Source organism: Acinetobacter sp. ABJ_C4_1 (genome assembly GCF_044538495.1).
GTDB classification, from domain to species: domain Bacteria; phylum Pseudomonadota; class Gammaproteobacteria; order Pseudomonadales; family Moraxellaceae; genus Acinetobacter; species Acinetobacter nosocomialis_A.
This window is the reverse complement of record NZ_JBIUCQ010000004.1, coordinates 62,691-89,023: the sequence shown is the minus strand read 5'-3', so window position 1 is coordinate 89,023 and position 26,333 is coordinate 62,691. Positions and strand designations below refer to the sequence as shown.

At 40.1% G+C, this 26,333-nt stretch carries 20 protein-coding genes; 8 read left to right on the top strand and 12 right to left on the bottom strand.

Going from position 1 to position 26,333, the window contains the following annotated elements; genetic code table 11:
* The first annotated feature begins 119 nt into the window (after window positions 1–119).
* Window positions 120–794: a thiaminase II gene (gene tenA / locus ACIF8R_RS07285; protein ID WP_396479971.1), complete on the top strand. Its 675-nt coding sequence runs from the start codon at window positions 120–122 to the stop codon at window positions 792–794.
* A gap of 50 nt (window positions 795–844) precedes the next feature.
* Here the strand turns inward: tenA and ACIF8R_RS07280 are convergent, their stop codons facing one another.
* The 4 genes from ACIF8R_RS07280 to ACIF8R_RS07265 all read right to left on the bottom strand — a co-directional run bounded on the left by ACIF8R_RS07280 (window position 845) and on the right by ACIF8R_RS07265 (window position 3,241).
* A complete protein-coding gene (locus ACIF8R_RS07280; protein WP_016143750.1) occupies window positions 845–1,186 on the bottom strand; it encodes a GlpM family protein in 342 nt (113 codons plus the stop codon).
* Window positions 1,187–1,238: 52 nt separating this feature from the next.
* Window positions 1,239–1,592 (bottom strand): DUF1304 domain-containing protein, encoded by a 354-nt coding sequence (locus tag ACIF8R_RS07275; RefSeq protein WP_396479969.1) that lies wholly within the window; start codon window positions 1,590–1,592, stop codon window positions 1,239–1,241.
* A gap of 65 nt (window positions 1,593–1,657) precedes the next feature.
* Complete coding sequence (locus ACIF8R_RS07270) at window positions 1,658–2,635, bottom strand: zinc-binding dehydrogenase (RefSeq protein WP_396479967.1); 978 nt, start codon at window positions 2,633–2,635, stop codon at window positions 1,658–1,660.
* A gap of 3 nt (window positions 2,636–2,638) precedes the next feature.
* On the bottom strand, window positions 2,639–3,241 hold the full coding sequence (locus ACIF8R_RS07265) for a TetR/AcrR family transcriptional regulator (RefSeq protein ID WP_396479965.1): 603 nt from the start codon (window positions 3,239–3,241) through the stop codon (window positions 2,639–2,641).
* 293 nt (window positions 3,242–3,534) lie between these two features.
* Here ACIF8R_RS07265 and uvrA point away from each other — a divergent pair, with 293 nt between their 5' ends.
* Window positions 3,535–6,369, top strand: a complete 2,835-nt coding sequence (gene uvrA / locus ACIF8R_RS07260) for an excinuclease ABC subunit UvrA (RefSeq protein WP_396479963.1) — start codon at window positions 3,535–3,537, stop codon at window positions 6,367–6,369.
* A gap of 32 nt (window positions 6,370–6,401) precedes the next feature.
* Here the strand turns inward: uvrA and ACIF8R_RS07255 are convergent, their stop codons facing one another.
* Window positions 6,402–8,108: a GGDEF domain-containing protein gene (locus tag ACIF8R_RS07255; protein WP_396479961.1), complete on the bottom strand. Its 1,707-nt coding sequence runs from the start codon at window positions 8,106–8,108 to the stop codon at window positions 6,402–6,404.
* Window positions 8,109–9,099: 991 nt separating this feature from the next.
* On the opposite strand from ACIF8R_RS07255, the gene omp33-36 reads away from it, so the two are divergent.
* Window positions 9,100–9,999, top strand: coding sequence for a porin Omp33-36 (gene omp33-36, locus ACIF8R_RS07250; protein ID WP_396479959.1), 900 nt, complete (start codon window positions 9,100–9,102; stop codon window positions 9,997–9,999).
* 58 nt (window positions 10,000–10,057) lie between these two features.
* Here the strand turns inward: omp33-36 and ACIF8R_RS07245 are convergent, their stop codons facing one another.
* From ACIF8R_RS07245 to ACIF8R_RS07230, 4 genes are all read right to left on the bottom strand, one after another.
* On the bottom strand, window positions 10,058–12,025 hold the full coding sequence (locus ACIF8R_RS07245) for a BCCT family transporter (protein WP_396479957.1): 1,968 nt from the start codon (window positions 12,023–12,025) through the stop codon (window positions 10,058–10,060).
* A gap of 164 nt (window positions 12,026–12,189) precedes the next feature.
* A complete protein-coding gene (locus ACIF8R_RS07240) occupies window positions 12,190–12,882 on the bottom strand; it encodes an ion channel (RefSeq protein ID WP_311069932.1) in 693 nt (230 codons plus the stop codon).
* 168 nt (window positions 12,883–13,050) lie between these two features.
* Window positions 13,051–14,766: a cation acetate symporter gene (locus ACIF8R_RS07235; RefSeq protein WP_396479955.1), complete on the bottom strand. Its 1,716-nt coding sequence runs from the start codon at window positions 14,764–14,766 to the stop codon at window positions 13,051–13,053.
* A 1-nt stretch (window position 14,767) separates the two neighbouring features.
* The gene (locus tag ACIF8R_RS07230) at window positions 14,768–15,100 is read right to left on the bottom strand and encodes a DUF485 domain-containing protein (protein ID WP_396479953.1); all 333 of its coding nucleotides are present in this window, start codon (window positions 15,098–15,100) and stop codon (window positions 14,768–14,770) included.
* 183 nt (window positions 15,101–15,283) lie between these two features.
* Here ACIF8R_RS07230 and ACIF8R_RS07225 point away from each other — a divergent pair, with 183 nt between their 5' ends.
* Together ACIF8R_RS07225 and ACIF8R_RS07220 are read left to right on the top strand one after the other, a co-directional pair.
* Window positions 15,284–18,781 carry a PAS domain-containing hybrid sensor histidine kinase/response regulator gene (locus tag ACIF8R_RS07225; protein WP_031955591.1) on the top strand — a complete coding sequence of 1,166 codons (3,498 nt, stop codon included), beginning with the start codon at window positions 15,284–15,286 and terminating at the stop codon, window positions 18,779–18,781.
* A gap of 377 nt (window positions 18,782–19,158) precedes the next feature.
* Window positions 19,159–19,926 carry a hypothetical protein gene (locus ACIF8R_RS07220; RefSeq protein ID WP_209045261.1) on the top strand — a complete coding sequence of 256 codons (768 nt, stop codon included), beginning with the start codon at window positions 19,159–19,161 and terminating at the stop codon, window positions 19,924–19,926.
* 44 nt (window positions 19,927–19,970) lie between these two features.
* Here the strand turns inward: ACIF8R_RS07220 and ACIF8R_RS07215 are convergent, their stop codons facing one another.
* Window positions 19,971–20,621, bottom strand: a complete 651-nt coding sequence (locus tag ACIF8R_RS07215; protein ID WP_396479951.1) for a response regulator — start codon at window positions 20,619–20,621, stop codon at window positions 19,971–19,973.
* A gap of 375 nt (window positions 20,622–20,996) precedes the next feature.
* Here ACIF8R_RS07215 and msuE point away from each other — a divergent pair, with 375 nt between their 5' ends.
* Together msuE and sfnG are read left to right on the top strand one after the other, a co-directional pair.
* The gene (gene msuE / locus ACIF8R_RS07210; RefSeq protein ID WP_396479949.1) at window positions 20,997–21,734 is read left to right on the top strand and encodes an FMN reductase; all 738 of its coding nucleotides are present in this window, start codon (window positions 20,997–20,999) and stop codon (window positions 21,732–21,734) included.
* Between the two features lie 44 nt (window positions 21,735–21,778).
* Window positions 21,779–22,891: a dimethylsulfone monooxygenase SfnG gene (gene sfnG, locus ACIF8R_RS07205; RefSeq protein ID WP_396479947.1), complete on the top strand. Its 1,113-nt coding sequence runs from the start codon at window positions 21,779–21,781 to the stop codon at window positions 22,889–22,891.
* Window positions 22,892–22,985: 94 nt separating this feature from the next.
* Here the strand turns inward: sfnG and ACIF8R_RS07200 are convergent, their stop codons facing one another.
* The gene (locus tag ACIF8R_RS07200; protein WP_396479945.1) at window positions 22,986–23,399 is read right to left on the bottom strand and encodes an Lrp/AsnC family transcriptional regulator; all 414 of its coding nucleotides are present in this window, start codon (window positions 23,397–23,399) and stop codon (window positions 22,986–22,988) included.
* A 105-nt stretch (window positions 23,400–23,504) separates the two neighbouring features.
* Between ACIF8R_RS07200 and ACIF8R_RS07195 the strand changes: the two genes are divergently transcribed.
* Window positions 23,505–24,047 (top strand): cysteine hydrolase family protein, encoded by a 543-nt coding sequence (locus ACIF8R_RS07195; RefSeq protein WP_396479943.1) that lies wholly within the window; start codon window positions 23,505–23,507, stop codon window positions 24,045–24,047.
* A 43-nt stretch (window positions 24,048–24,090) separates the two neighbouring features.
* Here ACIF8R_RS07195 and acs read toward each other — a convergent pair whose 3' ends face one another.
* Complete coding sequence (acs, locus tag ACIF8R_RS07190; RefSeq protein ID WP_396479941.1) at window positions 24,091–26,040, bottom strand: acetate--CoA ligase; 1,950 nt, start codon at window positions 26,038–26,040, stop codon at window positions 24,091–24,093.
* Window positions 26,041–26,333 lie beyond the last annotated feature (293 nt).

The following is a 26,333-nucleotide window of genomic DNA, read 5'->3' as shown; positions in this document are numbered from 1 at the left end:
TAATTAACTTATTAATCGTATTAAATATTTTCTTGCGATATATCTACCATTATTATTTTTGTATTTTAAAATTGATTTAAAATCCGGTTCAGCTGTCTTATTTTAAATGGAATGATTTTATGCTTTTTTCTCAAGAACTCTGGCAACGTAATTTAAATTTATATCAAAAAATTCTCGACCTGCCTTTTAATCAGGAACTTGCTAACGGTACTTTAGATAAAGAAGCTTTTTGTCATTATGTTATTCAAGATGCTCAATATTTAGTGGCCTATGGCCGTGTGTTGGCTGTTGCAGCAGCTAAAGCTTTTGATGCTGACGATATTATGCAGTTTTCAGATGCAGCTAAAATTGCAATTGTGGTTGAACGTAGCTTGCATGATGACTTCATGAAGAACTTTGGTGTCACCAAAGAAGAATTTAAAAATACGCCGTTGACCTTGGCAGGCCATCATTACACTTCATTTTTAACAGCAACGGCTTGGTCTGAGAGCTATCCTGTTGTACTCGCTGCCCTTTTACCTTGCTTCTGGATTTATGCCGAAGTCGGTAAAGATATTGTAGATAAATCAATTCCTAATAACCCTTACCAAGCATGGATTGATACCTATGCAGGTGAAGAGTTCCATATAGCCGTTCGTAATGTGATTGCCACAGTAGACAAGGTTGCTGCACGTTGTGATGCAGACACTTTAGAAAAAATGCATGCTGCTTACACCATGGGTGCAAAACTTGAGTGGTTATTTTGGGATAGCGCCTACCACCAAAGACAATGGCTAGGTTTAGATCAGATCTAAAACAAGATGAGGCTCTGACCATTTACTTCGTTAAATGGTCAATCTTTAATTTAATTTTGAAACAATTGCCAGCCGTAAATCAAACCTGCCGCAGCGACCACCCAACATAAGGTGGCCAAGCCTAGACACGACCACATCGACATGCGTGTTGCCAGCACATAAACGGCAACTAAATAAATGGCATAGGGAATAAGTGACCATAGACCGAACAGAGCCGTTTTTTGTAATGCTTCGGCTCCTTTTTGCTGATAGACAATCACATGAGCAATTAAAGCAAAGGTAGGAAAAAGTGGGACTAAACCAGCAATATAAAATGCCTTACTTTTCGATAAAATCGAAATAATGAGGACAACCCCAGCCCCCAACATACATTTTAAAAATAACGCCCACATACACTGATCCTACCTGATCATTTCCATTTCAAAACGCTGTATTGTGCGCTTTTTAAAGAAAATTAACAGCGACTAAAGCAATCAATGCTGGAACTGCCTGAATATAAATAATCTTTTTACTGGCAGTCAGACCACCATAAATACCTGCAATGAGTACACAGCCTAAAAAGAAATTAGCGATTGATGTTGCAAACGGTGCATCAGCCAATAAAGACCAGAATAAACCTGCTGCTAAAAAACCATTATAAAGACCTTGGTTCTGTGCCATGACTTTAGTGAGTTTTGCTTTCTCTGCATTATTCCCAAAGGCTTTCATGCCATAAGGCTTGTCCCAAAAAAATATCTCTAGCACTAAAATATAGACATGTAATATGGCAATAAGCGCAATGAATATTTGTCCGATCATATAATTTTCCTTTTTATTTTAAAGATATGAAAAAAGATCAGTCTCTCGACTGATCTTTTAGTGTGTTACGGTTTTAACAATACTTTGCCTTGGCGAGCACCATGTGTTGCTCTTTGGGCAGCTGTTTTAATCTCATCAAAACTAAATACACCTTCTACAGGAAGGATTAATTTTTTCTGAGTTGCCAACGTTAATAGCTCAACAATCAGTTCCTTTTTACGAGCTGCTGGCATTTCTTTGTTGACTACACTCGCCCAGAAACCTTTTACTGTCGCTTGTTTGAAAATCAAATCGCCCGATGAAATCTGCATGGTTTCACCAGTCATACTGCCAAACGAAACCAATAGACTATTTTCACTGAGTAAATTTAGCATTTCACCACTTGCGCTGCCACCAATCGAGTCCACACCAGCAATGAGAGGCTGGTCGCCATGAATCTGTTTAACTTGCTCTTTCCAGTTTGGCTGATCAGTCGCAACAACATGTTGAATACCTAATGCTTGCATCTCGGCAATCGCGTCAGTACGACGAACTAAATTAATGACAGGTAAACCACGTGCCTGAACAATCATCGCAACTGTTTTACCGACTGCACCATTTGCCGTGTTTTGAATGAGCCATTGACCTGGTTGAATATTTACAAAGTCCAATAGCATAAGAGCACTAATGGGCATACCAATCAGTTGTGCTGCTGTTTCATCATCAATTTCATTATTGAGTGGAATAAGTCCTTGTGCTGGTGCAATAAAGTATTCAGCCCAACTGCCATGCACAGATGCAACTGCGATACGTTGCCCTACCTGTACATGAGAAACGCCTTCACCCAATGCATCTACAACACCAACCGCTTCACTACCACCAATCGCAGGTAAGGTTGGCTTGTAGCCATAGCTTCCACGTACTGTCCATACATCATGATTATGAATTGGAGACATGATGGTTTTAATACGCACTTCGCCTGCTTTTGGTTCCGGCTTTGGCATATCCGCCTGCTCTAAAACGTCTACAGGTTCGCCAAAATTACCATGGATAATACTTCGCATTCTTTATTCCTCTATCGGTTTTAAGAGTTGTTGGGTCGTTTCTAAAGCTAAGTGTAGATGTGCTTTGTCTTGAGACAATTTTGTGAGTAAAGCGGCACCCAACCATAACTGATACATGACTTGCGCAGTTTTTAAAGGCTCAATATGTTTTGGAATTGATCCTTCTTGTTGTCCTTCTTTGAGTAGCAAAGCCAAACGTTGTGTTAGCTTCTGCACCCCATCATTAAGAATTTGACGCATATCTTCCGATAAGTCCGAAACTTCGGCCGCCAATTTCACAATTAAGCAGTTTTCAGCCCAGCTACCATTGACCGGATCATCAATCCACGCCTGCCATAACGCCATCAAACGGGCGTGGGCACTTTGCTCAGTGTGTTGCCAAAGTTGTTCCATACGAACTTTATAGTCCGCCATGTACTGCTCTAGCAAAGCACAGCCAAATGCCTCTTTTGAAGCAAAGTAGTGATAGAACGAACCTTTGGGTACCTCACAAGCCTTTAAAATTTCTTGCAAACCAACACCAACAAAACCTTTATGTAATACCAGCTCAAAGCTAGTATCTAAAATGTGTTGTCGCGTGGTTTCGCTTTTGTTTAATCGTTTCATGAACACATCATAAACAACTATTAGACCAGTCGTCTAGTAAGATTATGTAGCTTGTAAAAATATGCGAGAGTAGAAATGTAGAGTGAGGAATGTTAAAAATACAATCTGCTTATTTAAACAAATTTTGTCGATTGTCGTTTAACCGTCACAATTTGTCGCTTTAAATCATTTTGTACTACTTGAACAATTTTAAATCGTTATCATATAGGGTCTGTTGTTTATAAATAGCCATATCTCCCTGTGACTAAACAAACAACACCTAAATTTTCATCAATACATAATTGAGATGTTTTATGAGCCAAAGTCATATCCGTATTCGAGGCGCACGTACCCATAACTTAAAAAATGTGTCACTCGATATTCCACGCGACAAATTTGTGGTGATTACGGGGCTATCAGGTTCAGGAAAATCTTCTCTTGCCTTTGATACCTTGTACGCCGAAGGACAACGCCGTTACGTCGAATCACTTTCGGCCTATGCTCGCCAGTTTTTATCGCAAATGGAAAAGCCTGAAGTCGATTCGATTGAAGGTTTATCTCCTGCGATTGCCATTGAGCAAAAATCTACGAGTCATAACCCACGTTCAACGGTGGGTACGATTACCGAAATTTATGACTATTTGCGTTTGCTTTATGCACGTGTCGGTACGCCTTACTGCCCTGAACACGACTTGCCAATGGTTGCGCAAACTATTTCTGAAATGGTCGATGCGGTAAAAACACTTGAAGAAGGTACAGCACTCATGTTGCTTGCCCCTGTCGTTCGTGAGCGTAAAGGTGAATACAGTAACCTGTTCGAGCAACTACAAGGCCAAGGTTTTGTTCGTGCCCGTGTTGATGGTGAAATCATTGATATTGATACGCCACCAGAACTCGACAAAAAGAAAAAGCATACTATTGAGGTTGTGGTTGACCGCTTCAAAGTACGTGATGATTTAGGTAACCGTATTGCTGAATCATTTGAAACCGCACTGCGTTTAGGTGGTGATATTGCTGTTTTATCATGGATGAATGGCGAACACCCAGATCGCGTCTTTTCTGCAAAACACTCGTGTCCTGAATGTGATCGTGCTGTGGCAGAGCTTGAGCCACGTTTGTTTTCGTTTAACAACCCGTTCGGTGCCTGCCCTGTTTGTGATGGTTTAGGTACCCGTAGCCACTTTAGCTCTGAAAAGCTCATTCCAAATCCTGAGTTGGCAATTAGTGAAGGAGCTATTCGTGGTTGGGATCGTCAGCGTCCTTATTATTATTCGATGCTACAAAAAGTTGCCGACCATTTTGGTTTTCAACTCGATACCCCTTGGAATCAGTTAGATAAAGATACGCAAAAGAAATTTTTACAAGGTACAGGCAAAGAAAAAATCGATTTAAGTTATATCGATGAGCGTGGCCGCAAGCATACACGCGTACAACCTTTTGAAGGGATTTTGCCGCACCTTGAACGCCGTTACCGTGAAACAGAAAGTAACTATGTACGGGATGATTTAGCTCAATATCTCTCGAATGCAGCGTGTGATGCATGTGATGGTTCACGTCTCAATGAAATTTCACGCAATGTTCGTGTAAAAGATAAAACAATTGCTGACATTACTCGCATGTCGATTGGCGATGCGGAAAGCTACTATCAAGATTTAAACCTTGAAGGTGCTAAAGGCGAAATCGCAGATAAAATCTTTAAAGAAATTCGTGAACGTCTACACTTCTTGGTGAGTGTTGGTCTGAATTATTTAAGTCTGGCTCGCTCTGCCGAAACACTATCGGGTGGTGAAGCACAGCGTATCCGTTTAGCCTCGCAAATTGGTGCAGGTTTAATGGGTGTGATGTATGTCCTTGATGAACCGTCTATTGGTTTGCATCAACGCGATAATGATCGTTTATTACAAACCCTCATTCGCTTACGTGATTTAGGCAACACGGTATTGGTTGTTGAACACGATGAAGATGCCATTCGTGCAGCTGACCATATTATTGATATCGGGCCGGGTGCGGGTGTACATGGTGGTGTGATTATTGCTGAAGGTACTTATGATGAATTGGCTAAACATGCCGACTCACTCACAGGACAATACCTTTCTGGCAAACTCAAAATTGAAGTGCCAAAAAAACGTACTGAATCACCACGTCCAGATGAAGTCATCAAACTTTCAGGTGCAGCAGGCCATAACTTAAAAAATGTCGATTTAACCATTCCACTTGGCATTATGACTTGTGTGACGGGTGTTTCAGGTTCGGGTAAATCAACACTGATTAACCGTACTTTGCTTCCATTGGCTGCAACACAACTTAATGGTGCAACGACCTTAACCGCTGAAAAGTTTGATTCAATTGATGGTCTACAACACCTTGATAAAGTTGTCGATATTGACCAAAGTCCGATTGGCCGTACACCACGTTCTAATCCTGCAACTTACACAGGGCTATTTACACCAATCCGTGAGTTATTTGCTCAAACGCCAGAAGCGAAAGCCCGTGGTTATAGTGCAGGCCGTTTCTCGTTTAACGTGAAAGGTGGACGCTGTGAAGCCTGTGAAGGCGATGGCATGATTAAGGTCGCAATGCACTTCTTACCAGACATGTATGTACCTTGCGATGCCTGCCATGGCAAACGTTATAACCGTGAAACGCTTGAAGTGGGTTATAAGGGCAAAAACATTTCTGACGTTTTGGAAATGACGGTTGAAGATGCTGCTGAGTTCTTTAGTGCAATTCCAGTCATCCACCGCCGCTTAGAAACCTTAACTCAAGTGGGCTTAGGCTACATTCGTTTAGGTCAAGCTGCTACTACACTTTCTGGTGGTGAAGCGCAACGTGTGAAACTTGCACGTGAGTTAGCTAAACGAGATACGGGTAAAACTTTATATATCTTGGATGAACCAACAACAGGTCTGCATTTCCATGATATTGCCAAGTTACTCGACATTTTGCATGAGCTACGCAACAAGGGTAATACCATTGTGGTGATTGAACATAACCTTGATGTGATTAAAACAGCGGACTGGGTTGTGGACTTAGGCCCTGAAGGTGGTTCGGGCGGTGGTATGATCATTGCCGAAGGCACACCTGAACAAGTCGCTGAGGTTGAAATTTCCCATACGGGACGTTTCTTAAAACTGATGTTGAAGCAATAAAACAAAAAGCCGGAAATCATTTTCCGGCTTTTTTATCCCTCTACAACATTTCGTCCCCGAGCTTTAGCTTTTAAAAGTGAACGGTCTGCTTTTTCTAACAGTTCCATCCAGCTTGTTGCTCCAATCGCAAAACCAATACTGACCGATACATGTAATTTTTCATGCGTACTAGATAAATCGACTTCTTCTAAAGAAATCGCAATACGAATTTTTTCGGCCAAGAGACGTGCATCTAAAAATGGTATCTGCTCTAACAAGATTAAGAACTCATCACCACCATAACGAACGATTAAATCCGAAGCGCGTACGTTCGCTTTTAATTGATCGGCAATACGTTTAATCACTTGGTCACCGACAATATGACCATATTGATCATTCACATCTTTAAAGCGATCTATATCAATAATCATTAAACACGTTTGTGAAAATTTTTGAGGGTAGCTCTCCACAATTTTTAAATATTCAGATAAAGCCAAACGATTGGATACACCTGTTAAAGGGTCTGTATTTGCAATATTTTTAAGTTGGAATTCGAAAGCATCTCGTTGCTTAAGCATTCTTTGTAAACGGTCAATCGCTTCAAACAGTGAAATAAACTCACCCTTTTTAGGGTTCAACTCATCTACTGGATAATCTTTGCTATGAGACAAATCAAGAATTAAGGTACGGGCCTGAATAAGGGGCTCAAATACCCTTCTCTTTGCATAAATTAAGGTAAGTAAAGCAGCCGCTAACGATATGCTAGAAATAAGTAAAGTCAGAAAGAATTTCTTTTTTGCCAAATAATTTTCTTGAGAAGCAATAAAGACACTTTTATTAAGTAGAAAGTTTTGTAAATCGATGACTGTTGTAAATTTATCAACAATTTGGTCTGTCAGTTCAGTTCCATTTAAATGATAACTCTCATGTTTTTGGCTTTCTTCTAAAAGTTGACCAACAATAGGCACACCTTTATCTAAAAATTCAGTTTTAACTCTCGCGTAAAGGCGATGATATTCTGGAGTCTTAGCCTGCTCAGACTGTAGCGTATCTACAAGTGCCCATAAGTACCGAGCTTGTTGTTGAGTCTGCAAAGAGCGCGCCCGATTATCATTGGGTATGGTTTCTTTAAAAGTCACTGGTGCAATAACATTAGATGCGGTGCGACCGGCCTGATCACGCATATCGGTTAATACAACAATCAAAGTAAAATAGTTATTAATTTGGCTATCTTTACTTTTTAACTGCAACATAAGTTTTTGCAAAATTTCTCGGCAGCTATCCCAAGCACCGAACATCCCCAAAATTGCATGATCGAATTGCATAGAGGTTCGTGCTTGTTCAGGTGTTGCGGCATAATAGTCGACGACAGCCCGCGCCTGCTTCAAATCATCTTTAAATTTAGTATCTAAAGTATGTGCTAAATCGGAATAGCCTTCTTCTTTTAAAATACGAATAGTTTCATTAATTTGCTGATCGACAGTAAGTCGATATTCTTTTAACTTCTTCTGATTTTTTAAAAAGTCGGCAGCGTTACTCGACATTAATTTATTTGCCGGTGCACGTTCTTTAGATACCTTATTTGCAACTTCAGCAATCGATTTTAAGCTTTTGATTTCAACCAAAGCTTGTTTAGTTTTTAAATACTCTTGATAACTGCTGACAATAAGAGGCACAGCCATAAACAGTAAGGACAGAATAATGACCAACATGAAGAAAAATAGTCGATTACTGATATGTTCTGAACGTAATCCTGACATTTCTAGCTGGTACTCCGTAAATGTCCTACCATGATCACAACTATAGAATGAAGTAGTTAACTCGCATCCTAGCACTTTACTGCGCAGAAGTTCAGCAACAAAGTTCGAATAACGCAATATACGCTTTCATCGTTTGTATTTCATAAAAATCTGATCGAAAGAGCAAATGATGGTCATAGCAAAACTCCATTTTACAGATGAAGTAAATTTCGCAATTCTATAAAAAGGTTCTTTTTCCTCTTGGATGTCTCTCCCAGCATCCGAAACCCAGCGCTAAGCTGGGTTCTTTTTATACAAACTAAAAAGAATAAATTTCATGTAATTTTTTTAATAAATGTTAATGTTTTCTTATAGATAAAAAAAAGCTCAACCTTGGGGAAAGCTGAGCTCGTAAAGTCTGATGTGATAACACATCGTATCTGGGAAAGCACTCCTAACCATAAAAATGTTAGATAGTAAACTTTGCAATTGAATTTTGTGACTTATCTCTAAGTTTGTAAAGTTGATTAAAATGATCAGAATTAATTTTTTAATCGTTTTTTTGATTTAAAAACGTATTTTTTTTGCCTTATTCAATTATATAATAATTCAAAATAGATAGATTATTTAGATAAACTTATCAAAATAATGTTAACTATTACTCAAAATATATAAAAACTGAAACAAGAATAATGTTTGAGCGACTACTTATTAGACAGATCGACAAACTTATTAACGTTAAATCCGATCAATAAAATCATTTTTTCCAATTGTAAATGTAATTATTTTTAAACTATTTAATGTCAAATCCTTAGGAAGCTTAAGGTTTAGCTGCTTGTTAATGTTCATTTTTTTAGCAGGTTGACATAAAACACTTTAATTGATGTTTTTTTAACCATTTTTAACATAAGTGTCAAATTTCCTTAACATTAGGTTTCATCTATTATTGACTTCATAAATTGTTACAATACAATGACCCCAGCTTTATCTCTTGTTAATGCTGGAAATGATTATGAAAAAACTTGGTTTAGCCACTGCTGTATTATTAGCCATGACCGGTGCTCATGCTTATCAATTTGAAGTTCAAGGTCAATCTGAATATGTTGACACAACTGCAAATGATAAAAACTTCACTGGTGACGTTGCTGGTACATTCTATTTGAAAAATGTTGATACAGCTAAGGGTCCTTTAGCTGAAGCAGCTTTCTTAAACCAAGCTTCTAGCGTGTCTTTAGGTTATAGCTATCAACAATATGATCAAAACAACCGAAACTACCATATTGGTACATACGGTGTTAAAGGTGAGGCTTACGTTCCTACTCCTTACCTTCCTGTATACGCTAGCGCTACTTATAACCACACTGACGTTGACGGTAAAAACAACTTCTCTAAAGATGACAACGGCGACCGTTATGCTTTAGAAGTTGGTGCAATGTTGTTACCTAACTTCTTGATGGCTGTTGGTTACACAAGTGTAGCTAACCAATTTGCTTTAGATAACTTCGGTATCATGGGCAACGGTATCTACTCTGCTGTTAACCAAACTGCTGCTATCCAAAACGATCAAGATGCTGTTACAGCACGTGCTAAATATGTAGGTCCAATCGACGGAACTAACATGGCAATCGGTTTTGAAGCTGCTGGTGCTTTCGGTCAAGAAAACCAATACGGTTTAAAAACTGACCTTTACTTAACTCCTAAGTTAAGCGTTGGTGCTGCATTCATCGGTAACGACGGTGTAGCTAACATCAAAGGTAATGACCTTGGTGAATTCCGCCAAGCTTGGGGTGGTAATGTAAACTACTTCATCACTCCTGCTCTTGCAGTTGGTGCGTCTTACATGAAAGCTGACGTTAAAAAGTCTAGCTACGACACACAAACTATCGGCTTAAATGCTAAATTCCGTTTCTAATCTAATTTAGAAATTGAATTAAAAAAAAGGACTCAATCGAGTCCTTTTTTTATGGCTTTTAACTACGTACGATATTTAAGAAATGTAAATGACGTTCATACTGGTCAATAATGTCCTGAATTAAATCTTCCTGCGTCCAGTCCATTACATCATAGTTTTGTCCACCCTCTCTCAAAAACACCTCAGCTTGGAAATACTGACCATCTTCGGCTTCAGTACGCCCAATTAAAAAACTTGGTGGCACTGTTTCACGTGAAACAACTTTATAAATAAAATTAATTTCATGGTGATGATCGACTCGAAGTTGCATACCGTCCTCAACTTCACTAATCGAAACCTCAAGATGACGGCGTTTAAACTCATGCTGAATATTTTCAAAAGCACGTGAAACCTGCTTTTCAATATATTGCTTAACCTCTTCTTCGCTATGAGGATAGTGCATGATTAAACCAAGACGTTGTTGCCAACTTCTAGGGTTATGAATAGCACGTGGAGTAATGCGAGCTTCCTGAATTGCTTGCATTTTTGTAACATCAAGATGCAAAGCTTTTATTAACCCCCAACTCATCAAGAGCATGACTACAGTAAACGGCAACGCACTCATAATGATGGAAGACTGAAGTGCAGCAAGACCGCCAACCAAGAGTAAAATAATAGCCAGCACCGCCATAAGCACTGTCCAGAACAGGCGCTGCCAAGTAGGTGAATTTTCAGTTTTTGCAGTTAAGTAGTCAGTAACGAGTGCTCCAGAGTCCGCTGAAGTCACAAAGAATAAAACCACTAAAATAGTAGCCAGAATGTTCATAACACCTGACCATGGCAGGTGCCCTAAGAATTCAAACAGTGCAACTGATGAGTCTTGCTGAACAGCCTGAATGAGAGTGGTTTGATGTTCATGGATAATGCTAAATAGCGCAGCATTTCCTAAAAAGCCCATCCAGATAATGGTAAAGCCTGTCGGGATAAGTAGAACGCCTACAATAAACTCTCGAATGGTACGACCACGTGAAACCCTCGCGATAAACATGCCCACAAATGGCGACCATGAAATCCACCAAGCCCAATATAAAATGGTCCACCCCCCAATCCATCCATTTGGCTGATAAGCATATAAATTGAATGTCATAGTAAAAAGGTTAGAGATATATTGTCCTGTGTTTTGAATAGTGGTCTGGAGTAAATAAATACTAGGGCCAGCAATGAAGACAAATACTAATAATATTAAAGCTAAAACTAAGTTTAGTTCTGATAAGCGTTTGACCCCTTTATCTAGGCCTAAGAACACAGATAATGAAGCTAAAATGCTCACAAAAATAATGAGCAAAACTTGGATATTGGTACTTTGCTCGACACCAAATAAATAATGTAAACCAGAGTTAATCTGGGTGACACCAAATCCGAGAGAAGTCGCTACACCAAATACCGTACCAATGGTCGCAAATATATCGATGCTATCACCCCATGGCCCATAAATCTTTTTACCAATGAGTGGATAAAGAGCTGAACGGGTCTTTAGAGGCAAATTATGACGATAAGCAAAATAAGCTAGTGCTAAACCGACCACAGCATAAATTGCCCATGCATGTAAGCCCCAGTGGAAAAAGGTCACACGTAGAGCTTGTTGGGCTGCATCAATGGTCTGTGCATCTCCACTTGGTGGATTGACATAGTGCATGACAGGTTCAGCAACACCAAAGAACATTAGGCCAATACCCATACCCGCAGTAAACAACATGGCAAACCATGACCCGTTACTGTATTCGGGCTGACTATGGTCAGGGCCTAATTTAATCCGACCTATCGAAGAACAGGCAATATAAATCAGTAGTATAAGAAAGAAAGCAACCGATAAAACATAAAACCAGCTAAATGAATCAGTGATCCACTGTTTTAACTGCTGCGTGAGAAGTTCAAAAGAACTCGGAGCGATCACAACAACTGCTAGGAATAAAGCAATAATAATGACCGTACCCAAAAAGACATTGGGATTAACATTTGCGAACCAACTCGTTTGTTTGGAAGGCATAAATCCTCCATATTATTTTAATGAAAATGACAGGCTTAAAGCCAATAAAGACATTCAGGAATGAACAAAGTTATATCTTTCAATAGAGAAAGCCGATAATACTTTAAGTAAACTTAAATAATATTGCAGTTACAAAGGTGTAAATAAACTCAACACCTCCTTCTTTATTTATCAGAATTCTTTTTAGGTGCGTGTGAGATGTACTGTAAAGCGATCAAACGCGTAACAATTAATGCCAAGTACATAACGCCACAAAACATTTGTAGCATTGCTAAAACACGTGCTGGTGGGCTAAGAGGCATGAGATCAGACAGCCCTGTTGCTGACTGCAAACTAAAGCTTAAAAACAGTAAATCTAGCCAAGTTTGTATGTGATGGACATGGTTTGGATTTTGGAAGCTATTAGGAATGAGTAGCTGACAAATGTTGTATAAAAATGCAAAGCCCCAAGCGATTAAGGTAAAAACAGCTGCTGCTGCAAACAGTTCATCCCGTGTTAGATATCGGTCGGCAAACATATAACGGAATAAACCATAAGCTGCCGAAAAGTAAGCTAACGCTTCACAACTATGGGCAAAAATCTGGATCGTTAAATTGCTGTAGCCTAATAAAATAAAAACTGAAGATACAATTGCCCCACTTACAAATGTAAGGCCCAGAAAAGTGAACATGGGGGTCTGACGAATAACCTTAGCAATAATGAGTAAAGCGAGAACTCCCAATGCCCAAGTGAAGGTTCTATACGCCTCATTATCAAAAGTCAGCATGGCCAGAATAAGTAAAATGAACTGCACAAACAGCAACCATGCCGAAGGCAACAATCGAAAACCTGCCCAAAACTCGATGATAGATCGCATTTAATTATTTTCCATTTTTTCTTTATGTTTTGAATTATAGAAAATCATACTGTACAAAAAATAGGATAAACAAGTTGTTCTTTATTAAGGAGCTTCTTTTGAGTAAGCCATACAAGAGAAACAAAAAAGCCCCGTAGGGCTTTTTTTGAGATGTTCAATACATTTTGATTAGTGGTCTGATGCGCCAGAAGCACCAATACCTGTCATTGAACGTACATATTGTGCATCGAAAGAAGCGCGTTCTTTTTTCGCACGTGCTGAGTTGTCAGTCACTGAGAAGAACCAGCAGCAAAGGAAAGACAATGGCATCGCAAATAATGCAGGGCCGTTAAACGGGTTAATTGGTGTATCAGAGATTTTTAAAGTATCAACCCAAACTGCTTTAGACAAGATGATCAGTACAACCGCTGTAACCAAGCCAACCACACCACCAATTACTGCACCACGTGTAGTTAAACCTTTCCAGAACATTGAAAGAACAAGTACTGGGAAGTTTGCACAACACGCTACGGAGAATGCTAAACCTACCATGAATGCTACGTTTTGCTTTTCAAACAAAATACCCAAAATCATGGCAAAAACTGCTAAACCAAGTGTCGCGATTTTTGACATACGAAGTTCAGAAGCTGGAGTTGTTTGACCTTTCTTAAATACGTTAGCGTATAAGTCGTGTGAAATTGCAGATGCACCTGAAAGTGTTAAACCAGCAACAACAGCAAGAATCGTTGCGAACGCTACTGCTGAAATGAAGCCCATGAACAAGTCACCGCCTAAAGCATCACTTAAATGCACAGCCGCCATGTTGTTACCACCAACCAGCTCAAGCTTGCCTGATACTGCCATTTTTGCAACATCAAGGAACTGCGGGTTGTTTGATACGAACAAGATCGCACCGAAACCAATAATGAAAGTTAAAAGGTAAAAGTAACCAATAAAACCTGTTGCTACAACAACCGACTTACGTGCTTCTTTTGCGTCTTTTACAGTGAAGAAACGCATAAGAATATGTGGAAGACCAGCTGTACCAAACATGAGTGCTAAACCAAGAGATAAAGCATCAATTGGGTTTGCAGCAAGTTTACCTGGCCCCATAATTTTTGAAGCGTCTTCAAGGCTGATATTATGAACTTTACTAAACACTTCAATAGATTGAGTAAACATGTTGCTGAAGCTAAAACCAACCGCTTTCATTACCATGAATGCCATGAAGGTTGCACCGCTCAGTAACATCACCGCTTTAATGATTTGTACCCATGTGGTTGCCAACATGCCACCAAAAATTACATAGGCCATCATTAATAGACCAACGATGACTACAGCGATGTTGTAGTTCAAACCAAATAGTAATTTGATGAGCTGACCTGCACCCACCATTTGCGCAATCAAGTAAAACGCGACAACAACAAGCGAGCTAAAAGCAGCTAGAGTACGAACCGGTTTTTCTTCAAGACGGAATGACACGACATCGGAAAGGTTATATTTACCGAGGTTACGTAAACGCTCTGCTACCAAGAATAAAACGATTGGCCAACCTACCATGAATCCGAGTGAATAGAGCAAGCCATCAAAACCTGAGCTAAATACCATTGCGGAAATACCAAGGAATGACGCCGCTGACATAAAGTCACCCGCAATGGCCAAACCGTTTTGGAAACCACTAATTCCACCACCAGCCGTATAGAAGTCTTGTGCTGATTGAGTTTGTTTTGCAGCCCATTTAGTAATAAACAATGTGAAACCAACAAAGATGACAAACATGATAATGGCATGCCAGTTGGTTGCTTGTTGCTCTGCTTCACCTAAATCTGGGCCAGCCATAGCAACAGTTGAATATAACGATGCTGCAGCCAGTAAGGCTTTCGCTTTTAATGAATTCCATTTCATATTAGTGTAATCCTTTCTCGTGCGTGATGGCTTCGACTTCCTTCAACGCTTCTTCACTCAACTGATCAAGGGTGTTATTCGCGATGTAGGAATACACGCCACAAAGTACGAAAGATAAAATGATAATTCCTATTCCGAGAGGGATCCCCCATGTTGTTACACCGCCACTAAATGAACTCATCAAAAATTCTTTGTTGTAGCCTACAAGTAGCATAAAGCCCACGTAGAGAACTAACATGATGATGGTGAGGGTCCAGCTTAATGCACTTTTTGTCTTGACCATTTTTTGAAACTTTGGATTACGTAGAATCTGTTCCACTTGGCTTTGATCCATAACCAAACTCCTTACATAGTGCCCAACCTTGGTCACTTTTTTTTAATGTATTTTTTCATAATTAAAGTTAGCAAGATTCCAGCTTAGTCGTAACTTAGACTTTGGTCGTTAAAATTTAATCAATTTATAGCTTTGTTTCGGCATAGGTTATGATAGACACAAGGTTTCACTTATGTAGGTCATATGAACAGCTGGCTGATTATTGGGGTTCTCACTCTTTATATTGCGCTTTTATTTGTCTGTGCTTTTTTTGGTGAGAAGCATGCCAGTCGTCTCGGCACACGTGGCCGCATGTTTTTATTTAGTTTAACTTTAGGTGTCTACTGTTCTTCATGGACATTTTATGGTGCAACCGGCGCTGCCGTACGTGAAGGCGTTATCTTTTTACCTATTTATTTAGGTCCACTTTTATTTGTCTGGTTTGGCTATGATATCTGGCGGCGTTTAGGTCGAGTTCGCCAGCATCATGCGATTTCGTCAATCGCTGACTTCGTCGCAGCACGCTATGGTAAAAGTGGTGTACTCGCATCCTTGGTGACTATTCTTGCCGTTATTGCGATTATTCCCTATCTCGCCTTACAGCTCCGTGCGATTGCTTTAAGTACCTCTGTCATTATGGAGCAAAGCTCGCATATTCATACGACGACTAACAGCGTGTTATTGCTCACCAGTGTGCTTGCGATTTTAGCCATGATTTTTGGTACAAGGCAGATCGCAAACACGGAGCAACACGGCGGACTCATGCTGGCGGTTGCATTTGAGTCGTTCGTGAAGTTATTTGCCTTACTTTGTGTGGCTTTATTTTTTATTTTTGAATCGCCAGCTAACCTCAGCCAAATGACCTCTGATGTGAACCAGACTTTTCAAGAAGTACAGCTCTTTGGTGTGCCTGAAACCTTCTGGATTCAAACCTTACTGGCTGGCTTAGCCATTATTTGTTTACCACGTCAGTTCCACGTGGCGGTAGTCGAACTACGCGATGAAAAACACATTCGCGGTGCCCGTAAGTGGTTCGCGGTTTATCTCATTTTGACTATTCTTGCGATTATTCCAATCGCAAGTTGGGCTTTGCATGCCGCACCAAAGTTCCTAACTGTGCCCGATGTGGCTGTACTGTCCTTGCCTTTAAGTTATAACCAAGAGTGGCTGGCCTTACTGGCCTTTTTGGGCGGGTTCTCTGCATCAACAGGTATGTTACTGGTGTCATCAGTAGCATTATCTATTATGCTCAGTAACGACCTGATTATGCCAGCCCTATGGCGTTTTAAGTTGCTGTCACGTCACGACAAACATTTACCTAAAGTTTTGAAGTTTAGCCGTCGTATCAGTATTGTTGCAGTGATGCTACTCGGCTTTTTATTCTTCCATTTTTTTAATGATATTAACCAACTTTCAGTATTTGGTTTACTGGCTTTTAGTGCGGTTGCTCAATTTGCACCTGCACTGATTGGGGGATTGTATTGGCGAGGTGGAAGCCGCCAAGGTGTTTATGCAGGACTCATCATTGGATTTTTAATGTGGAGTTATACTTTACTATTTCCAACGATTTTACGTAGCTTGCCTGAAGCCTATCAGGATGCTGCTCAAAGTATTTTGCTTTTTGGTCCTTTTGGCATTAATGCCTTACGTCCAGAGTCTTTATTTGGTTTTGAGTCATTTGCACCTTTAACACACGGTGTGATTTGGTCACTCGGTTTAAATATTCTTTTATATATCTGGATTTCTAAACTTTACCGTCCAAGTGTAGCCGAACAAATTCAGGCAGAAAGCTTTTTTTATTATGAAACCAAGCCTCTACCTTCACCGCATACATCTACCGATTTAACCTACCTCCCCCATGATGCAGCTCGCTTAAAAGTAGGTGATTTATTTGCCTTAGCCAAAAGAATTACAGGTGAACAACCCACTACGCAAGCGTTCGAAAACTTTTGTGAGCAAAACCACCTCACCCTTAACCCGAATAGTATTGCCAACGGCATGTGGTGGCGTTTTACCGAGCAATATCTGGCAGGTATTATCGGTGCCGCTTCTGCACGTACATTGCTGACCACAGCAATGATTAATAACGGCCTTGCTTTGGGTCAAGTCGCTAATATTTTAGACCAAGCATCACAGTGGCAACGTTTTAATCAGAACCTACTTATGACCATGATTGACCACATGACCCAAGGGGTAAGTGTGGTTGATAAAAATATGTGTCTGGTCGCGTGGAACAATCAATATTTAAAATTGTTTGGCTATCCAAAAGACTTAGTTTATGTCGGCTGCCCAATTGCCGACCTGATTCGTTATAACGCTGAACGCGGTGAATGTGGTCCCGGTTCAGTCGAAGAACATGTTCGTAAACGCTTACACTGGATGAAAGTCGGAAGCGCCCACGAATTTGAACGTATTCGTAAAGATGGCCGTGTGATTCAAATGCGAGGCAACCCAATTTCAGGCGGTGGCTTTGTGACAACATTTGCTGATATTACCGCTTTCCGTGCGAACGAAGCAGTCCTTGAAGCTCGTGTAAAGGATCGAACTCAACAGCTTGCCGATGCCTTAACAGAACAACAGCTTGCACGTGAACAAGCCGATATGGCCAATATGTCAAAAAGTCGATTTATTGCCGCGGCAAGTCACGATTTATTACAGCCTATGCACGCTGCTCGTCTGTTTAGTACTGTTCTTGAGCAAAGTATTTCGACAGAAGAAGACCGTCAAACTTTACAACAACTTGACCGAGCACTCTATGGTGCCGAAAGTATGCTGTCTGCCCTACTCGATATCGCTCGTTTAGAAGGCGGCAGTATCCAACCGAAAAGACAGCCTTATCCTCTACACGATTTATTAAGCGATCTCGAACTACAGTTTAAGTCGATCGCTGCTCAGCGAAATATCTCACTAAAAGTTCATGATGTGTCGTTCTGGATTGATACCGACCCACAGTGGATTCGTCGTATTATTCAAAACTTTGTCAGCAATGCTTTACGCTATACCGCCAAAGGTCGAGTGGTGGTTGGTGTACTCCGTTCCGCACAACAGCCGAATCATATTCGAATTGGCGTTTGGGATACCGGACCAGGTATTGCTGAAGAACAACGAATTAAGCTTTTCCAAGAATTTGAACGTTGTGGACATTTGTCACCTTGGGGTGAACAAGGTTTAGGGTTAGGGCTTGCCATCGTCCAACGTATGACAGGTTTGCTAAATTACCCAGTTCATGTGTACTCAGAGTTGGGCAAAGGCTCATGCTTTATGATTGAGGTGCCTATTGTCGAGCCACCAAAAGTTGCAACTCCGACTGTACAAGCAGTGCCTTTAAAAACCAAAGCGTACCGTATTTTATGCTTAGACAACGATGAAACTATTTTAGAGGGTATGAGTAGTTTATTAGGTCGATGGGGTTATCAGGTGTTCAAAGCTACCGAACCTGAGCAGGCTTTAGAAATTATTCAAAAAGAAAATATTCAGGTTTGGCTCATTGACCAACACTTGAATAACAACCAGCTAGGCGTTGATTTTATTAATCAAAATCGTCAAGAAGATGTTCCAGTGGCTTTAATTACAGCAGATTCTCACCCAGAATTACCACAGCAACTCAAAGAGCTGAATATTGTTTTACTTAAAAAACCACTTAAACCTGCCTCATTAAGAGCTTGGTTATCTGGGCTTAAAATTGCCAGCACAGCAGACTAATCTTTTTTCGCTCCTCAACCTTTCATAGGTTTGGGAGCGATTCTTGGCAAAAACGTTTGGCTAAATTTAAGCCAATAGGCAGAACTGCTCAAAAAGTCTACTTTTACCCAATAAAGTATTGACCAAAATTTCCAAAGACTCTTTTTCTATGGCAAAGCCCACCTTTTTTGTAAGTGAACACGTGTACACCTAGTTACAATTTCATAAGACATTGTTTTTATAATTATTTATTTACTAAAAACCACCATATACGACTTTAGTCGTATTCTACTTGCTTTCTGCATGACACATAAATATTCAAAACGCATTTTATTTGTCTGAAAATTTATTTTGCCTTATCGCCCCCTGCTCATGAATTAACGCAAAGGACCACTGCCATGAATATTTCTGATAACAACCCGCAAGGGCAACTTTCGTCTCAACAATTTTATCGCCAATACAGTGCCAATGCCTTACTTCCAGAATTAGATTGGCAGAGTATTTTTCCACATAGCAAACTAAGCGAAGCACATATCAAAGCACTTAACACAATTTATCAGTGTGCTGTACCTCTCGCGCTTAATGTATTTCACGATCTAAATTTTGATGTATTTGCACCTGCTGCTTATCATCCACAAGGCTTGGGCTTATTCGACAAGTTAGCGCAACAAGAAGAGAACTTCTTAAAAGTCCTTACTGCTGAAAGTGAAAATCTTGATCACGACACACGCCATCAAATCTGGAGCATGCTACTCCGTGGTGGCGCTGTTTTAGTTTTCAAAGCTTGGCTAGGTCATGTCAAACTTGGCGAAAACCAGTTAGATATGACTCAGTTTGATGAGCTTTCTGACTTGCTCTTTATTAAGACACCTCCGCATCAACTTGCTGAACGTTTGCATGTAGATGAAAAAGCAAAACTCGACCATATCTTCTTAATGTATGGCAATGACATTTTCCTTGATCGCTTCAACAGTCTGGAAACAGCTGCTCTGTTTGTTGATTTAGGTGTTTATGATGCAGCTTTCTTAAGCTTACGTGATGACCGTGTGGCTGAATATTTAAAAAGCAAAGGCTATGTGACTCAAGAACAAATTGATGATTTGCAATGTGCGCTTAACCCACTGTACTGCGACAGCCTAACACCAAAGCAAGATTGCCTTGCCTAAGTGGAACATATAAAAAAGACCTCAATTGAGGTCTTTTTTTATTTTTAGATTTTCTTATCTTCAATATTTAATGCACTAATTGCCAATACAGCCTGGGTACGATTTTGCACACCTAATTTTCTAAAAATGGCAGTTACATGCGCTTTAATGGTGGCTTCTGAAACATCGAGCTCATAAGCGATTTGTTTATTTAACAAACCTTCTGCAACCATCATCAAAACACGGAATTGCTGAGGCGTTAAAGACTGAATACGTTCAGCCAAAGCAGTTTCATCTGCCGCTCGCGAGTCAAGATTAATATTTGATGGTAGGTTTGGTGGTAACCAGATTTCGCCATCTAGAACTTGACGAATCGCTTCACCAATATGACTTGGATGAGCCGATTTAGGAATATAACCCATTGCACCATGTGCAATCGCACGTTGAATAATTGAAGCTTCTTCGTGTGCAGAAACCACAATAATAGGAATAGCTGGATATTGTGCTCTTACATAGACCAGAGCCGAAAAGCCTGAAGCACCCGGTAAATTTAAATCGAGTAATACCAGATCAGGTTCTGCCCCATTTTCCAAACGCTCATAAAACTCATCAACCGAAGCTGTTTCATGAATTTGTGCCTGTGGCAGGCTATAACGTACTGCTTGAATTAAAGCATGACGAAACAAAGGATGATCATCAACGATTAAAATATTCATAAGCGATTAAAGTAATCTTGAGCATAAGTATGGCCTATTGTAACCCTACTATTTAGATGAAAGATATGCTCATCTTATCCATTTTTATGCAAAATGTTGATAAATGCTGAACTTAGCCTCAATTTTCAGATGTTTTTACCTTTTAATCAAAATTAATCTGTTTTTTATATAAGCTTACTTTTTATTATAAAAAATATATCAACTATAATTATATGAAATAAAAACAGAAACTTAAACAAATTACAAAGTATAAAAATCAACTATTTAGGTTTTATATTTAAAACTGATAAGGTTGACCAATTTCGTTATTTTACAGTTTGCCGTCATTGTTGATTAATAAGTCCAATGTTGTTTTTTAGGCTTAGGAACCAAATCATGACTGGTATCGCATCATCAAAACCTTTAAATATTGTTGCCGTTTCTGGTGGATTAAATACCCCATCTAAAACCGAAAGTCTGGTTCAGGCCATTCTTGATGAGTTATCTGAAGCAATTGATATTAAAGTTCACTTTATTAAATTAAGTGAAATTGGACCATTATTAGGCGGTGCATTTTATCGCAACCAACTTCCACAGCGTGTACAAGATGACCTTGCAGCAGTTGAAGCAGCAGATGCCCTAATTGTAGGTACTCCTGTTTATCGCGCCTCTTTTACAGGTCTTTTCAAACACTTTTTCGACTTTGTTGAACAAACAGCATTAGTTGATGTGCCTGTACTTTTAGCTGCATCAGGTGGTAGTGATCGTCATGCACTCGTACTCGAGCACCAACTCCGCCCATTGTTTAGCTTCTTCCAAGCACAAACTTTGCCAATTGGTGTATACGCGACAGATCGTGACTTTACCTCTGAATATACAGTGAAAAGTGAGCAATTAGCTGACCGTATCACCCTAGCAGTAGCGCGTGCATTACCAATTTTAGAATGGGCTCCAGCAAAAGGTAAACGTGCCGAGGTGATCAAATCTAAGACCCAGCAAGCGAATCAAGAGCTAGGTATTAACAAGCAAATTGAGCAAGAAGAAGTATTACCTTCAGCAGCTGTACCAAATCTTGATGCAGCAGAGTCTCGTTTGCATCACAAGTCTGGCAAATCATTAACGCATGTTGCCTAAGCTCAACATGGCTAAATAAAAATAACGAATGGGGAGAGCGCACCATGACGCAATTACAACAACCAATTAAATTTGCTTATTGGGTACCAAACGTAAGCGGTGGCCTTGTAGTGAGTAACATCGAACAGCGTACAGACTGGAGTTATGACTACAATGTTCGACTTGCACAGGCTGCTGAAAACAATGGTTTTGAATATGCGCTCACTCAAATTCGTTTTACGGCGGGCTATGGGGCAGAAAACCAGCATGAATCTGTGAGTTTCAGTCATGCATTACTTGCAAAAACTGAAAAACTTAAAGTGATTGCGGCTATTCTGCCCGGCCCTTGGAAACCGGCACTTGCGGCTAAACAGCTGGCTACAATTGACTATTTAACTCAAGGCCGTATTGCGATTAACGTGGTAAGTGGCTGGTTCAGAGGCGAGTTTGATGCCATTGGTGAAGAGTGGCCTGAGCATGACGAACGTTATGTCCGCTCTGAAGAATTTATTCGCACGCTAAAAGGAATCTGGACCACCGACAACTATAGTTTCGATGGTAAATACTACCAGTTCCAAAACTACACGCTTAAACCGAAACCTTTGCAAAAGCCTTACATTGAAGTTTTCCAAGGTGGTAGCTCACGTGCTGCACGTGATATGGCTTCTCGCGTTTCTGACTGGTATTTCACTAACGGCAATACCGTCGAAGAAATTCAAAAACAAGTAGAAGACATTCGTACCAAAGCAAAAGCCAATAACCATCACGTCAAAATTGGTGTAAATGCGTTCATTATTGCTAGAGATACCGAAGAAGAAGCAAAAGCGGTACTGCAAGAAATTATTGATAAAGCCAACACTGAAGCCGTAAATGCGTTTGGCGATGCAACTCGTGAAGCAGGTGCAGCTTCTCCAGAGCAACAAGGTAACTGGGCAAAATCAACTTTTGAAGATTTAGTGCAATATAACGATGGCTTTAAAACCAATTTAATTGGTACACCTCAGCAAATTGCAGAGCGTATTGTGGCGCTTAAAAATGTAGGTGTCGATTTGGTACTTTCCGGATTCTTACACTTTATTGAAGAGGTGGAATATTTCGGAGAAAAAGTGCTGCCGCTCGTTCGTCAGTTAGAACTTCAGCAGGAAAAGGAGGTAGAAATCCAAGCGAAATCAGCCTAAAAAACTCCAGTTAAAAACAGCGCAAGATAATAAAAACAACAAATTAAAATAAAGTTTTATTGGCTCCAAGACTCGGCTTGGAGCTTTTATTTTTTTAAGGTTTCTCAACTTCTCGAACGACTGTTTCAACCGAATATCGGCACCATTTTGAAAGAACCTCAATAAATTCATTTAATGCTGCAGGTTCAAAATGACTGACAATCATATAACAAGCATTGCCCATGACTTTAAAGCATTCATCGATTTGTTCGTATTGCTTAACCAAATTTTCAATTTCTTCAAATGCTCGTTGTTCATTTAAATGCAAATGAATAAATTGTTTATGTGAATACTGCACGGCAATCGTGTAATTTTTAATGACACCAGCATCCATTAACTGAGCAATTCGAGCACCCACTGCCTGCCCTGTCCGATGAACTCGCTGTCCAATTTCCTTATTGGTTAGTCGAGAATCCTGTTTAAGCAATGCAATAATTTTTAGATCAATCGGGTCTAATTCAATATTCATTTTTCATGGCGAAAGAAATCTGGCGGTAATGCTTTCATCTGACTATAGCCGATTTTACTGGCAGAGAATAATCTTGTTTTATCTCATATCAACAAGAGTGATCTCATGAAACAAGCACTATTAATTATCGATGTACAAAATGATTATTTTAAAAATGGCAAAATGGAATTAGTTGAGCCAGAGAAAGCGCTAGAAAAAATAAAACAACTCGAACAATATTTTAGCGAGAAAAACTTGCCAATCATTTATGTGCAACATATTAACCCACCACAAGCGAGTTTCTTCCAAGAAAATACAGATGGGGTTTTACTTCACCCTGAACTTAGTGCTAGCAGTGATTCATTAATCGTAACAAAGCACTATCCAAACAGTTTTTTAGAAACCAATTTAGATGAACGTTTAAAAGCACATCAAATTGAGCAACTCGTGATTACAGGCATGATGACTCACATGTGTATTGATTCAGGCACACGCGCAGCCAAAGAACTGGGCTATCAACCCATCTTAATTGCAGATGCAACGGCAACTCGTGATTTAAGCTATGCTGGGAAGACTGCAAAAGCAGAAGACGTACAAACAGCTTTTTTAACTGCGCTGAGTACATTCGCGAATGTACAAAATACTGCTGACTTTTTAGCAAGCTCTTAATCGAGCTCAATAGAAAAGCCCCAAATGGGGCTTTTCTTAGAGATTATTTTTGCTTATCAGGATAAACCGTTGCAATTAACTGATCTACTACAGCAGGTTCAGCCAAAGTTGAAGTGTCACCTAAACTATCCAGCTCATTGGCCGCAATCTTTCTTAAAATACGGCGCATGATTTTACCAGAACGCGTTTTCGGTAATGCTGGTGCCCAATGCAGTGCATCGGGTGAAGCCACTGGACCAAGCACTTTACGTACCCAGTTAATTAACTCTTTACGCAGTTCTTCCGACTCTGGAACACCCGCCTGTAAGGTCACAAAAGTACAAATACCTTGCCCTTTAATATCATGCGGCATACCCACCACCGCAGCTTCTGCCACCGATTCATGTGAAACAAGAGCACTTTCAATTTCAGCCGTACCTAAACGGTGACCTGAAACGTTTAAGACATCGTCAACACGACCTGTAATCCAGTAATAGCCATCTTCATCACGGCGAGCACCATCACCTGTAAAATAAGTATTTTTAAAGGTTGAGAAATACGCCTCAATAAAGCGGTCTGGGTCACCCCAAATGGTACGCATCTGGCCCGGCCATGAATCTTTAATTACAAGATTACCTTCAGCCGCACCCTCTAGCTCATTACCCTCACCATCTACAATGGCGGGTTGAATACCAAATAATGGACGTGTTGCTGAACCCGGTTTTAATGCTGTTGCACCCGGTAATGGGGCAATCAAAATACCGCCTGTTTCGGTTTGCCACCATGTATCAACAATTGGACAGCGGCCTTCACCAACAACGTTGTAGTACCAATTCCAAGCCTCAGGGTTAATAGGTTCACCCACTGAACCTAACAAACGCAGGCTGCTACGGTTACTTTCACGTACAAACGAATCACCTTCTCGCATCATGGCACGAATCGCAGTTGGCGCTGTATAGAGAATAGAGACTTTGTGTTTATCGACCACATGACCAAGACGTGCCCATGTTGGATATTGAGGTACACCTTCGAACATTAAGGTAGTCGTACCATTTGCCAACGGACCATAAATCAGATAACTATGCCCTGTAATCCAGCCAATATCAGCTGTACACCAGTACACGTCATCTTGTTTTAAATCAAAAACTTCTTTAAAGGTACTGGTTACATAAACCAGATAACCGCCTGTGGTATGCAATACCCCTTTGGGTTTTCCTGTTGAGCCCGAGGTATAGAGAATAAATAAAGGGTCTTCTGCCTTCATTGGTTCTGGAGGACAGTCTGCATCTACCTCCATAATAATGAGGTGATACCACAAATCACGGCCCGGCTTCATTTCAATCGGGTTTGCATTGCGGTAAACCACAATTACGTTTTCAACGCACTCGGTACCCGGCAATGCTAAAGCCAAATCGACATTTTCTTTGAGGGGTAATAGTTTGCCAGCACGTAGACTTGAGTCTGCGGTAATCACCAGTTTAGCTTGGCTGTCTTCAATACGACTTGCCAATGAGTCTGGCGAAAAACCACCAAATACCACGCAGTGCACCGCACCAATACGAGCACAGGCTAACATGGCAATTGCAGCCTCTGTCACCATTGGCATATACAGTACAACGCGGTCACCTTTACCAATGCCATATTTCTTTAAAACGTTGGCAAAGCGGCAGACTTCATCGTGTAATTCTTTATAAGAAACGATTTTATGACGAGAAGGATGGTCCCCTTCCCAAATAATTGCAGGTTTATGAGGGTGTTCTTTAAGATGCCTGTCCAAGCAGTTTGCTGATACATTCAACTCACCATCAGCAAACCATTCAATCTTGAAATTGTCTTTGTCAAAACTGGTATTTTTAACTTGGGTAAATGGCTTTATCCAATCGACAATTTTAGCTTGCTCTGCCCAGAATTCATCTGGGTTCTCGATAGAGTGTTGATAACGTTTAAAGTAGTCTGCTTCAACAGTACGAGCTGTTTTTTTAAATTCCTCTGGTACTGGATAGATCTCATTCATACGCAACTTCCTTGATCTTGTGCATCCCATCTCGAGACTGTGGCTATTATTTTACTGGATCTTATTTGTATGCCTTTTCAGTATGATGACTCTTTCAAAGCCTAGACAATCCGACTTTGGTCACATATCAACCACTTACTCAAGCATACGAAATTGTGAACATTTTTATAAAATTAAGTTGATTTAAAACATTTGTCTATAGGGTCTGTTCATACTTTATATATAAATTGCGTTGTAAGCTAAAATTTCACGAAACAAGGCATGAAATGCAGAAAATAGCGCCCCTATTGTCA

Excerpts from the sequence above, each read along its gene's own strand:
- ACIF8R_RS07235 (WP_396479955.1), bottom strand. The coding sequence starts at position 14,766 with ATGAAATGGAATTCATTAAAAGCGAAAGCCTTACTGGCTGCAGCATCG.
- ACIF8R_RS07230 (WP_396479953.1), bottom strand. The coding sequence starts at position 15,100 with ATGGATCAAAGCCAAGTGGAACAGATTCTACGTAATCCAAAGTTTCAA.
- omp33-36 (WP_396479959.1), top strand. The coding sequence starts at position 9,100 with ATGAAAAAACTTGGTTTAGCCACTGCTGTATTATTAGCCATGACCGGT.
- ACIF8R_RS07215 (WP_396479951.1), bottom strand. The coding sequence starts at position 20,621 with ATGAATATTTTAATCGTTGATGATCATCCTTTGTTTCGTCATGCTTTA.
- ACIF8R_RS07255 (WP_396479961.1), bottom strand. The coding sequence starts at position 8,108 with ATGTCAGGATTACGTTCAGAACATATCAGTAATCGACTATTTTTCTTC.
- acs (WP_396479941.1), bottom strand. The coding sequence starts at position 26,040 with ATGAATGAGATCTATCCAGTACCAGAGGAATTTAAAAAAACAGCTCGT.
- ACIF8R_RS07280 (WP_016143750.1), bottom strand. The coding sequence starts at position 1,186 with ATGTGGGCGTTATTTTTAAAATGTATGTTGGGGGCTGGGGTTGTCCTC.
- ACIF8R_RS07265 (WP_396479965.1), bottom strand. The coding sequence starts at position 3,241 with ATGAAACGATTAAACAAAAGCGAAACCACGCGACAACACATTTTAGAT.
- ACIF8R_RS07225 (WP_031955591.1), top strand. The coding sequence starts at position 15,284 with ATGAACAGCTGGCTGATTATTGGGGTTCTCACTCTTTATATTGCGCTT.
- ACIF8R_RS07220 (WP_209045261.1), top strand. The coding sequence starts at position 19,159 with ATGAATATTTCTGATAACAACCCGCAAGGGCAACTTTCGTCTCAACAA.
- ACIF8R_RS07195 (WP_396479943.1), top strand. The coding sequence starts at position 23,505 with ATGAAACAAGCACTATTAATTATCGATGTACAAAATGATTATTTTAAA.
- ACIF8R_RS07200 (WP_396479945.1), bottom strand. The coding sequence starts at position 23,399 with ATGAATATTGAATTAGACCCGATTGATCTAAAAATTATTGCATTGCTT.
- ACIF8R_RS07270 (WP_396479967.1), bottom strand. The coding sequence starts at position 2,635 with ATGCGAAGTATTATCCATGGTAATTTTGGCGAACCTGTAGACGTTTTA.
- ACIF8R_RS07240 (WP_311069932.1), bottom strand. The coding sequence starts at position 12,882 with ATGCGATCTATCATCGAGTTTTGGGCAGGTTTTCGATTGTTGCCTTCG.
- tenA (WP_396479971.1), top strand. The coding sequence starts at position 120 with ATGCTTTTTTCTCAAGAACTCTGGCAACGTAATTTAAATTTATATCAA.
- msuE (WP_396479949.1), top strand. The coding sequence starts at position 20,997 with ATGACTGGTATCGCATCATCAAAACCTTTAAATATTGTTGCCGTTTCT.
- uvrA (WP_396479963.1), top strand. The coding sequence starts at position 3,535 with ATGAGCCAAAGTCATATCCGTATTCGAGGCGCACGTACCCATAACTTA.
- ACIF8R_RS07245 (WP_396479957.1), bottom strand. The coding sequence starts at position 12,025 with ATGCCTTCCAAACAAACGAGTTGGTTCGCAAATGTTAATCCCAATGTC.
- sfnG (WP_396479947.1), top strand. The coding sequence starts at position 21,779 with ATGACGCAATTACAACAACCAATTAAATTTGCTTATTGGGTACCAAAC.
- ACIF8R_RS07275 (WP_396479969.1), bottom strand. The coding sequence starts at position 1,592 with ATGATCGGACAAATATTCATTGCGCTTATTGCCATATTACATGTCTAT.